Source organism: Streptomyces sp. NPDC036984, from assembly GCF_055607665.1.
In genome coordinates, this window is the sequence record NZ_JBVJRL010000030.1 from 53394 (window position 1) to 62433 (window position 9040).

Genomic DNA, 9040 nt, shown 5'->3' on the forward strand with positions numbered 1-9040 from the left:
CCCATGCGCCAGCATTACGCCCTCCTCACCGGCTGCCTCCTCACCGGCCTCATAGCCCTGACCCTCGCCTGCACCTGGATCGCTATCACCGGTGACGACCACATCCCCGTCCCCCTCGACATCATGGCCGCGCTCATATCCGTGGGAGCGGCTCTCCTGCTGGAGCACGCGGCACACGCGATACGTCGCCGCCGGCACCGTGTGGGCACGCCGCGGCACAAGAAGCCGGTCGCACGATGACGATCCGCATCACCTGCCCCCACTGCGGCCGCAGGGCAGCCCTGTCCGCACGCGGCCGCCTGTCTCGGCACGGCAAACCGCCGTGCTCCCGCTCCGGTAAGCCGTTGGGCCAGCTGTGGCCGGCCTACTACTGGGGCCGCCGGGTGCAGACCGTGCCCGGCCCTGACACCTGGAACCCCACCACCCTTGATGGAGCAGCATGACCGAGCAGCCAGCGACTGAAGTGACCGAGCTGGACCCGTCCTGCCGCTACCTGCGCCCCGTTGCCCGGCTTCCGCTACCCGACCATCCGGACGTCGTACACCTGGCCGTGTACGAGTGGCTGCCGCAGTTCGAGGCGTGGGCGACCGGGATCGCGCTCTGCGGCTTCTCCACCCGGCAGGGAGCGTTGCCGGAAGGCACGGTGGTGACGTGCGAGCAGTGCCTGGCCTGGAAGCCGAAGTACGAGCGGATGCTCGCGCCGGGTTACCAGTCGGAGGACGACGACGTCGACGTACTGCGGCGCCGCGCCGAGGTTGCTGAGCGGGAGGTGGCGGCGGCCCGGAAGTTCGCTGCGCAGATGCGGGACTTCTGCTCCCCGCATGGGGTCGCCACTGACTACGCGGACCGGCTCATTGCGGCCATGGACAGGGCGAAGGAGGGCCGGACGTGACCGCGGGTGGGTCGGCGGCCCGGTGGGGTCAGGAGCAGCGTGCAGCCGTCCGCAGGGGCTTGTGGCGGCGTCTCCTGGCTGCCCTCGGGCTCAGCCCGGCCGCGCGTCGTGCGGACGCTCGAGCGGCCGACTGTGACGCTGGCGCGGTCGGGGAGCAGCGCACCGCCGCACTGTTACAGCTGCTCGAGACGGCGGGATGGACGGTGTTACACGACCGGGCGGTACCGGGTGCCCGGCGGGCGAACGCCGACCACGTCCTCGTCTCGCCCGGCGCCCGGGTGTTCCTGGTGGACAGCAAGCTGTGGTCGGCCCGGTATCCCGTCCACACGGTGGCCGGCAGCCTCTTCCACGGCCAGGTGGACCGCGGCAAGTCGGTGCGCAGTGTCCTGTACGAGACGGATCTGGTGGCGCGGGCGGTGGGGGTGCCGGTTCAGCCGGTGATCGCCGTGCACAACGCGGCCGTGGCCGGTGACGGGTTCTTCGTGCGTGCCCGTGGTGCCCGCGTTTCGGCTGGTGGAGGTGCTGCGGGGGAACGACTGGCCGCGCACTCCGAACGCTGTGGCCCTGGCTGAGCATGCTGCACGGGTGCTCCCGTCCTATCTGGAAGGAAACAGCTGATGATCGATCTTGACCGGGACGACTACGACACTCCGTTCCGTCGCTGGCTGTCCGATCGGGTCCCGGATGCGGGTGTGGGCGAGCCGGTGGAGTTCGCTGGCATGTGGGCTCCGCACAACCGTTTCGACGGGCTCACCGAGGATGACGTCGCTTTGATCGCCTGCCTGGCTGGGGCTGCGGAGGGCGAGGTGTGGGCCGCGCACGAGGCGGACCTGGCGGAGTGGCGGTTGGAGCAGCAGCTGCGAGCCCATCCGGATCTCGTGGTGGTGGATGCCGGTCTGGATCGGATGGCTCGGGGAAGCTGATCGGTGACCCGCGAAGGGGAAGGGCCCGTCACCTGGGATTGCACCGGGTGGCGGGCTCTTTTCTTCTACCCATAGAATCGCAAGTGTGTTCGATGATCTGCCGCCCGACCTGCCAAGGCTCCGCATGCTGGAGACATGGCTGGCCCTGACCCTGGACCGGGTGCGGAAGCAGATCACGGCGGTGGAGCGGCGGGAAGCGGAGCGGCGGCGTGGCGAGCAGGCGCGGCCGCCGGTCCCGGACTGGCTGATCGAGTACGGGCTGAACCGGGACGCGGTGCCGAACGCCGTGCACGTCGGCGGCTGCCGGATGGCGGGGAAGCGGTCGAAGCCGACGGACTCCGACACAGTGCGGCGGGCGATCGCGGGTGGGGTGCCGGCGTGTGGGTTCTGTCGGCCGGACACCGAGTTGGGCATTCTCGACTAGCTGACCTGCGTCTTTGTCTGTCCAGTCATCTGATTGGGTGAACCCCCTTGCAACTTCGCTGTACGTACAGCATAGTTGGTGGTGTCGAAAGGGAGGGGAACCCGATGAACACCACCGCAGCAGCCGCAGAAGCCCAGGTCACCGTCGCCACCATCCGCACCTGGTGCCGCGCCGGCGTCATCGCCGCCACCAAGCAGGCCGGCCGCTGGATCATCGACACCGCCTCCCTCGCCGCCCGCATCGCCATCGGCAAGATGAAGCGCCCCGCCAAGCACGTCACTCTCACCGCCGAGGCCCTCGTCGCGATCGGCGGCCGTCGCTGGCAGAAGAACGGCATGGACCGCGTCTACATCAACGACTGGGCCGAGTTCGCCGGCCTGGAGACCAGCCACTACAAGTCCGGCAGCGTCTGCGGCGCCAGCTTCCAGGGCCGCACCATCGCCAACGGCCGTGTCGGAGGGATCGCCGGCGCGATCGACAAGGTGTGGTTCGACGCCGCGGACGGCCAGCTCCACGCCCGCTACTACGACGGCGCCCGCTCCTACGAGATCCGCTTCTACGACGGGGTGCGGCAGACCTTCGACCTGGTCGACGCCACGTTTGTCGGCATCAAGGCCGCCGTCACTGCCCTCTGAAACCCCTAGTTCACTCACCGAGCCTGCGCAAGGAGACCACCGATGAGCTACACCACCACCAGCTACGGCACCTGGTGCAACCGCGTCAGCACCTACTCCCTCAGTCCGGACTACGACGTCATGGACTACATCAACGGCGGTGACAACGACTGGCAGGAGATGCTGGAGGAGTCCGGCGCGCTGGACGAGATCAAGCGCGAGTACCGGGCCGCTATCGAGGCCGCGCTCCCGCCGAGCGTCAGCCTGTGCGTAGACGAGTTCATCGGGCCGGCCGACCCCGACGACGACGAGTTCGCCGACTACCCCACGGACGAGGACGGGTTCCTCGACTTTAAGGCGATCGTTGAGGAGATCGACCTGGAGCCGATCGTGGAGCGCAACGACCCGCTGACGCTGGAGGCGATCGGCCGGTGGGAGTTGCAGTCGCAGGCGAAGCAGCCGGCGAAGGTGGCCGCGGCGGCCATGTCCCGGCTCGGGGTGAAGCCGTTCGCCTACTACCCGCATCCGAAGACGAAGCGCCCCCAGGCCCTGTACCGGGCGGGTGACGTGCGGAAGGCGCTGGCGGCTCGGCCTGGGCAGGGCAAGCGCACCGACCTGGCCGACGCGTGAGCGGCCGACAGGTTCTCTCGGCGCGGATTCTTCCGGAGATCCGCGCCGAGCTGGTGCAGTGGCTGGCCGACTCCGGCCCGGAAGGGGGACAGACGCGTTGGGCGCAGGGCCTGGACCCGCATTCGGCGGCGACCGAGCGTCGCGCGGCCGCGAACTGGTCTGTGGCCCTTCAGGCTGCCGAGCTGTTCTTCGTTTCCAAGGACATGACCCGCATGGCTGTCTCGGCCGGGCTCGCGCTTCCGGCTTACCGGCTTCACCCGGAGGACCTCCCGGCCACGCACGGGCTGCTGTTGTGGGAAGAGTACGCCACCGACGCCTACGAGGGCGGTGAGTACACCGGCTGCCCGATCATCGGGGTGTCCTGGGCGCAGCAGGGCACCGGGGTGCAGTTCCGTACCTGGTGCCTGCGGGAAGACTGGATCTCCTTCCAGTCCAAGGGTGACAAGAAGGCGGGGTTGCGGGACCTGACGGCGGAGGAGGTGCGCCGGCTGCGCACGGTGAATCCGCAGCAGATCGTGTGTATGACCCGCGGGTTCCTGCCGTTCGGGAAGGTGCCGGGCTGGCTGTCGTCTCTGCCGGAGGACACCAGCGGTATGACCTTGTCCGAGTTGGAGGGCTACTCGAAGTCGGCGGGGCGGCAGGAGCAGGCGGAGCGGGCGCTGGTGGTGACCTGGTTGCTGATGGGACAGACGCTGGTGCGTGAAGAGGAGACGGCGCCGTCGAAGGCCTCGGCGAAGTATCTGCGGCGCATTGATCCCGGGTTGCTGACGAGTGTGCGGTACGTGCAGCTACGGCACGCCGGCGTTCCTTCTCAGGACCGGGGCAAGGGTGACGGGCGTGCCTACCGTCATAGGTGGATCGTCCGCGGGCACTGGCGTAACCACTGGTATCCGTCGCGGCAGGCGCACCGGCCGATCTGGATCGACTCGCACGTAAAGGGCCCGGATGGGGCGCCGATCCTGGACCCGAACAAGCTGGTCAACGTTCTGCATCGATGAAGAAGCGCCCGCCCCGAGACTGGCAGGGGCGGACGCTGATGCGAGCTTATCGGCGATGGGAGCTGGCAGAGCGGTAAGACACAGCCGCCCGCCTCGACGGGGGACGTTGCAAGGCGGGCGGCATGACCAGTGTGACACGCAGTGCCGACAACGAGGCAGGGGCGCAGTCAGGTCTGCCGCAGGTAGTAGTTGGCTGCGAGTTGCTTGAGTCCGGCGAGGTCGTAGTCGGTGACGAACTTGCCGGCGCCGGTGCTGGAGCGGTCGCCGCCGTTTGGTGAGCACATGACCGGGGTCCAGCCGGCGCTGTTCTTCACGCACTCGTAGTTCTCGATCAGGCCGTCGCCGTCACGGTCATAGTTGGGATGGTCCAAGCCCAGGATGTGCCCGAGTTCGTGGGTGACCGCGTTCTCCCGGTACGCCTCGTTCAGCGTCGCGTTGGTGGAGAACCAGGTGCTGGAGGTCCAGTACTCGCTGTCCATGAGGATGTGGCCGCCCCACGCGGAGCCGTCGGCTATGGAGTGGCAGGGCAGGGCGCGGCTCATGCCTTGGGTGCCGGTGGGCCGGTAGGTGTAGTGGACGATGATGCGGTGCCGGGCGGGGCAGGAGCTGGTGGGGGTGGTGTCGATGGTGGTGGATACGGTGATGGGGACGCCGACGCTGGTGGTGACCTGGCTGGCTGGTGTCGTGAAGTACTTGCTGAGCTTGGTGCGGGCCGTGTCGTTGGCGAACACGATCGTGTACGGCTTGGGGGAGAGGCTGTAGATGCCGTTGCCGGTGGCCGCCTTCCAGCCTGTGCCCTTGTACACGGGCGTGGTCGCGGCTCGGGCCGACGTTGCGCCGGCAAGGAGCAGGGCGAGGACGGTGATGATGCTGGCGGCGGTGGCGAGGAGGATGCGGCAGGTTCGTGCGGGATTGGGCGTGGGCATGCCCTTCAGTCTGAGCACGAACCGGCCGCGTGTTCCCTCCGCTCAGCTGTGGCCGCCGACTACTGCCGTCGCGTGCTGGACGCCGCCACCACCGGCCACAACGCCAGGCCGAACAGGTACATGAACGCCCAGGACGCTGCGCACAGGTACGGGTGCTGCCGGATCAGTTCGTCGGTCTCGGCGTCCGTGACCGCGACGTGCTCGTAGTGACGCTGGATGCTTCCGGGGGTGATCCGCATGATGGCCAAGATGACAGCGCCGATCAGGACGTACGTGACGCAGACGATCACAAGTCCGTTATCCCTTCCCGTTCGCAGGCGAGGTCCAGCACGGCGCGCAGCCGGGCCCGCTCGATGTACGTGTTCAGCTCGCCCTGCTCGTTGGCCAGGTCCCGGATGCTTCCGAGGACAGCGAGGAGCTGGTCGCGGGTCGGCTTCTGGTACGGCTGCCACCACTCGGGCGGCTCCACCTTCAGCGGCACGTTGATGATCAGCTTTGCGGCGCCTTCCCCGCGCTCGTCAATGAGGATGCAGCCGTCACGATCGCGGTCGAATATCTCGCAGTGTAGGAACCGGCCGGTGGGCCCCTTGTCGATGGTCATGTCGGCGTCCAGGGGAACGTCTCGGGGGTCGATGCCGTTGGCGCTCAGCCAGGCGCACAGGGCCTGGCGGCGGTCGTCTGCAGGGTGTTTGGCCATCAGACGTCGCCTCCGGGCTTCTGCCGGCGGACCTTGCGGAGCGTGCTGGTGATGGCCGCGGTGGTCTCGGCGTCCACCGACCCCATGCAGAGGTTGATCTGCTGGAGGGCGCAGGACTTCTGTGGGACGTCGGATACGTCCGACCAGCCGGCGAGTGCCTGGCGGATGGCGTCTTCCAGGTCGGCGTGCCCGTAGGGGTCGTCGTCTTCGATGACGCCGATGTCGCAGAGGGCGCGGCGGATGCCGTCGAGCTGGGCTTCCTTTGCTCGGCGCGCTTGGTGAGCGAGTTTGAGACGCTTCTGAGGGACGTAGTTCACGCCGCGCCAGGACAGGACATCTCCGTCGCTGCTGGCGAAGATCTCGGGACCGAGGACGGTCACGTCGCCGTCCTGGTAGGGGAACTCTCGGGAAGGGCTCATGCCTCTACCGTGGCGCGGTTCTGGCGCGGTGTTCCCTCGGCTCGGGGCGTGGCCCCTGGTGCCGGCTGCTTCCCCTTGAGCCGGCACCAGGGGGCACGCGGTGAGGGTCAGCCCCAGCCGGTGTCGAGCGGGATGGGCAGGTTGATGGGAAGGATGTCGCCGGGCGGGGTGCCCCAGCCGGTGTCGCTGGCGGTGGCCGATGCTCCCCATGCCGTGTCGGACTGCGCGGTTGCGGTTTCCGTTGCGGCGAGGGTGCCGGCGGCGACTGCGGTGGCGAGGGTGAGGCCAGCGATGAGTTGCTTGAGTGGCTTTTTCACGCACGTACCTCCTTTCTGTAAAGGGTGGCGGACACGATAGCGGGGCGTCGTCCCGGTTTGTGCTCGTGTTCCGATCCTGCTGCGAATTCCCCTTGGCCGTACGGGTGTTCCCTGGCAGAAGTAGACGCGTGCGGTTTTTGGGGAGGATGCGGAGTACGAGCGCCGGGGGACGCCCCGCTCTTACGGTGCCGTAGGCTTCTTGCGTTCTCAACCTTGTGCTGGTGCGGGTGCGCGCAGTGCGGGAAGTCGCAGTTGATCTGTGTTGTTTGACGGAGGATTAGATCCTTGGCCATAGGTAGCGCGCACAGTGACAATGAGTTCTTGTCGGCGGGTGCTATCCGCTTGTACGGGGTGTATGCCCGGCAGGACTGGGTGCAGGCTGAAATGATTACCGGTGAGTATCCGGGCGCGCACGGCGAACTCGTCGCGTTCAGGCTGATTCAGGAGGACCCGGACAGGCCCGGCCGGCCGGTCGTGCGGAATCCGAAGCGCGCCCTCGAAGCCGTCCTGTTCGCCCAGCTTGAGGAGGCCAAACAGCGCGTCGCGTTCATGTCCGCCCTGCCGGACCTGACAAACCAACTGGCCGGACAGTACGCGGCCACCGCTGCACGGCCCGGCCGCAGCTCCCAGTACCTCGACGACCAGGCCGCGGCGAACGCCCGGATCCGGGACGTGGTGGCCGGCGCGAAGACGGAGATCCTCGCCGCCCAGCCGGGCGGACCCCGTGACAAAGCGATCCTGGATCAGGCGGTCTCCCGTGACGCCGCCGCCCTGGACCGGGGCGTGACGATGCGGACGGTGTACCGGGACACGGTGCGGGATCACCCGGTGACGTCCGAGTATGCGCGGCGCATGGTGACCCGGGAAGCCGCTGGCTCGGTGCAGTACCGGACGCTGCCCGGCAAGTTCGAACGGATGATCATCGTGGATCGGGAGCAGGCCTTCGTCTCCGACCACATCACCGGCGGGCCCGAGCACGCGGCGTGGCACGTCACCGACCGCGCAGTGGTTGCCGTACTGGCCGAGATGTTCGATCAGATGTGGCTGTACGGCGATCCGTGGACGGGAGTGCTGCGCTCCAGGCGGGGGCAGTGCGAGGTGGACACGGTGTCGGGCCCGGACGGGGTACGGACCTCGGCGAGGCAGCGGCAGATCCTCCGCTACATCGCGGATGGGGTGTCTCAGCCGTCGATTGCCCGCAGGATCGGCGTGTCGAAGCGGAAACTGGAGCAGGAGATCGCCGCGTTGAAGGCGTTGTGGGGGGCGTCGACTCTGGCAGAGATGATCTACCAGTACGCGCTGTCCCCGGACCGGATGGTCGACGACAGCGCGGCTGACTCGGAGTCGGCTGCCTAGACGTCAGGTAGTCCGCTTGCGGGTCGCGTCGTCCGGCTGCACGCCTTTCAGTACGGCCAGCTCCCGTTGAACCTTGACCAGTTTGGCCAGGTACACGGCGGCCTGCTCCTTCCAGTTCGGGGCCTCCCGAGCGGTCTCTGCCCGAACCCGTCCGGTCATGAACCGGTCCCAGCCTTCCAGGGCGTACTCCAGGTCGCGGATGCGGGCGCGCAGGCCTTCGGGGTCGCGGTCCTTCTGCAGCTCGGCGACCTCCGCTTGCAGACGCCTCATGTCGGCTGCGGTGCGTACCTTCTGCCGTTCACTCCCCTTGTCGTAGCCGCGTCCGAAGGCTTCACGGCGTTCCTCGCGGGGACGGTCCTCGATCCATGGCAGGAGCGCTGCGGCAGCGTCCCAGTGTTCCTGAGCGCGTTCGGGGTCTTCCTGCTCCAGTTCGGTGAGGCCGCGGTAGTCGTACTGGCGGGAAAGCTGGTCGGCGAGAGCAGCCAGGCGCTCGTCTCGCATGGGTTCGTCGTTCACGGTGCCTGATCTTCTTTTCAGTCGTCGCAGCTGTGCTCTCCCACATCCAGCGTCAGACCCTGGTCTTCGTCCCACCATCCTTCTCCGGACGCCCCGCACTCGCCGCACTCCCAGCGGCCGGCCAGGCTGATGCCGGCGTATCCATCGCTCATGTGGTGATCTCCTCGTGTAGTTGATGCTCGTCGCGGTGCGCCCCGCACTGCTGGCCGAACGTGTCCACTTGGCAGGAACCTGGCCCCTGATAGGCGTGGTCCCAGATGTTGCCGACGTTGATGGTCTGCTGGCCGGCGAGCGGCGCCGGAGTCCGCTGCGCCAGCTGCGCTTCCAC

Annotated in this window: 18 protein-coding genes; 10 read left to right on the top strand and 8 right to left on the bottom strand. The window is 67.9% G+C overall.

The features are described from left to right. Window positions 1–3 precede the first annotated feature (3 nt). The 9 genes from ACZ7DL_RS35105 (at window position 4) to ACZ7DL_RS35145 (ending at window position 4481) form a co-directional block, all read left to right on the top strand. The gene (locus tag ACZ7DL_RS35105) at window positions 4–240 is read left to right on the top strand and encodes a hypothetical protein (RefSeq protein WP_470780551.1); all 237 of its coding nucleotides are present in this window, start codon (window positions 4–6) and stop codon (window positions 238–240) included. Next, complete coding sequence (locus tag ACZ7DL_RS35110) at window positions 237–443, top strand: hypothetical protein (RefSeq protein ID WP_470780552.1); 207 nt, start codon at window positions 237–239, stop codon at window positions 441–443. The genes ACZ7DL_RS35105 and ACZ7DL_RS35110 overlap by 4 nt, the downstream gene beginning before the upstream one ends. Then, entirely contained in the window at window positions 440–892 is a 453-nt protein-coding gene (locus ACZ7DL_RS35115; protein WP_470780553.1) for a hypothetical protein, read from the top strand. The genes ACZ7DL_RS35110 and ACZ7DL_RS35115 overlap by 4 nt, the downstream gene beginning before the upstream one ends. After that, window positions 889–1464 (top strand): nuclease-related domain-containing protein, encoded by a 576-nt coding sequence (locus tag ACZ7DL_RS35120; RefSeq protein ID WP_470780555.1) that lies wholly within the window; start codon window positions 889–891, stop codon window positions 1462–1464. The genes ACZ7DL_RS35115 and ACZ7DL_RS35120 overlap by 4 nt, the downstream gene beginning before the upstream one ends. Before the next feature lie 45 nt (window positions 1465–1509). Continuing rightward, a complete protein-coding gene (locus ACZ7DL_RS35125; RefSeq protein ID WP_470780557.1) occupies window positions 1510–1815 on the top strand; it encodes a hypothetical protein in 306 nt (101 codons plus the stop codon). Between the two features lie 85 nt (window positions 1816–1900). Next, a complete protein-coding gene (locus tag ACZ7DL_RS35130; RefSeq protein ID WP_470780558.1) occupies window positions 1901–2239 on the top strand; it encodes a DUF6233 domain-containing protein in 339 nt (112 codons plus the stop codon). A gap of 104 nt (window positions 2240–2343) precedes the next feature. Continuing rightward, entirely contained in the window at window positions 2344–2874 is a 531-nt protein-coding gene (locus ACZ7DL_RS35135) for a helix-turn-helix domain-containing protein (RefSeq protein WP_470780560.1), read from the top strand. A gap of 42 nt (window positions 2875–2916) precedes the next feature. Continuing rightward, window positions 2917–3483, top strand: a complete 567-nt coding sequence (locus tag ACZ7DL_RS35140; RefSeq protein ID WP_470780561.1) for a hypothetical protein — start codon at window positions 2917–2919, stop codon at window positions 3481–3483. After that, window positions 3480–4481, top strand: coding sequence for a hypothetical protein (locus ACZ7DL_RS35145; protein WP_470780563.1), 1002 nt, complete (start codon window positions 3480–3482; stop codon window positions 4479–4481). The genes ACZ7DL_RS35140 and ACZ7DL_RS35145 overlap by 4 nt, the downstream gene beginning before the upstream one ends. A gap of 167 nt (window positions 4482–4648) precedes the next feature. Here the strand turns inward: ACZ7DL_RS35145 and ACZ7DL_RS35150 are convergent, their stop codons facing one another. The 5 genes from ACZ7DL_RS35150 to ACZ7DL_RS35170 all read right to left on the bottom strand — a co-directional run bounded on the left by ACZ7DL_RS35150 (window position 4649) and on the right by ACZ7DL_RS35170 (window position 6840). Beyond that, window positions 4649–5407 carry a hypothetical protein gene (locus tag ACZ7DL_RS35150; protein ID WP_470780565.1) on the bottom strand — a complete coding sequence of 253 codons (759 nt, stop codon included), beginning with the start codon at window positions 5405–5407 and terminating at the stop codon, window positions 4649–4651. Window positions 5408–5466: 59 nt separating this feature from the next. Further along, window positions 5467–5646 (bottom strand): hypothetical protein, encoded by a 180-nt coding sequence (locus tag ACZ7DL_RS35155; protein WP_470780566.1) that lies wholly within the window; start codon window positions 5644–5646, stop codon window positions 5467–5469. A 47-nt stretch (window positions 5647–5693) separates the two neighbouring features. Beyond that, the gene (locus ACZ7DL_RS35160; RefSeq protein ID WP_470780568.1) at window positions 5694–6104 is read right to left on the bottom strand and encodes a hypothetical protein; all 411 of its coding nucleotides are present in this window, start codon (window positions 6102–6104) and stop codon (window positions 5694–5696) included. Next, window positions 6104–6523: a hypothetical protein gene (locus ACZ7DL_RS35165; protein WP_470780570.1), complete on the bottom strand. Its 420-nt coding sequence runs from the start codon at window positions 6521–6523 to the stop codon at window positions 6104–6106. Before ACZ7DL_RS35165 ends, ACZ7DL_RS35160 begins: the two co-directional genes overlap by 1 nt. Window positions 6524–6630: 107 nt before the next feature. Next, a complete protein-coding gene (locus ACZ7DL_RS35170; protein WP_470780572.1) occupies window positions 6631–6840 on the bottom strand; it encodes a hypothetical protein in 210 nt (69 codons plus the stop codon). Window positions 6841–7125: 285 nt separating this feature from the next. On the opposite strand from ACZ7DL_RS35170, the gene ACZ7DL_RS35175 reads away from it, so the two are divergent. Next, window positions 7126–8196: a hypothetical protein gene (locus ACZ7DL_RS35175; RefSeq protein WP_470780574.1), complete on the top strand. Its 1071-nt coding sequence runs from the start codon at window positions 7126–7128 to the stop codon at window positions 8194–8196. A gap of 3 nt (window positions 8197–8199) precedes the next feature. Here the strand turns inward: ACZ7DL_RS35175 and ACZ7DL_RS35180 are convergent, their stop codons facing one another. The 3 genes from ACZ7DL_RS35180 to ACZ7DL_RS35190 are packed head-to-tail and all read right to left on the bottom strand — an operon-like array spanning window position 8200 to window position 9040. Then, a complete protein-coding gene (locus ACZ7DL_RS35180) occupies window positions 8200–8712 on the bottom strand; it encodes a hypothetical protein (RefSeq protein WP_470780576.1) in 513 nt (170 codons plus the stop codon). A gap of 17 nt (window positions 8713–8729) precedes the next feature. After that, complete coding sequence (locus ACZ7DL_RS35185; RefSeq protein ID WP_470780578.1) at window positions 8730–8864, bottom strand: hypothetical protein; 135 nt, start codon at window positions 8862–8864, stop codon at window positions 8730–8732. Next, window positions 8861–9040 carry a hypothetical protein gene (locus ACZ7DL_RS35190; RefSeq protein ID WP_470780580.1) on the bottom strand — a complete coding sequence of 60 codons (180 nt, stop codon included), beginning with the start codon at window positions 9038–9040 and terminating at the stop codon, window positions 8861–8863. The genes ACZ7DL_RS35185 and ACZ7DL_RS35190 overlap by 4 nt, the downstream gene beginning before the upstream one ends.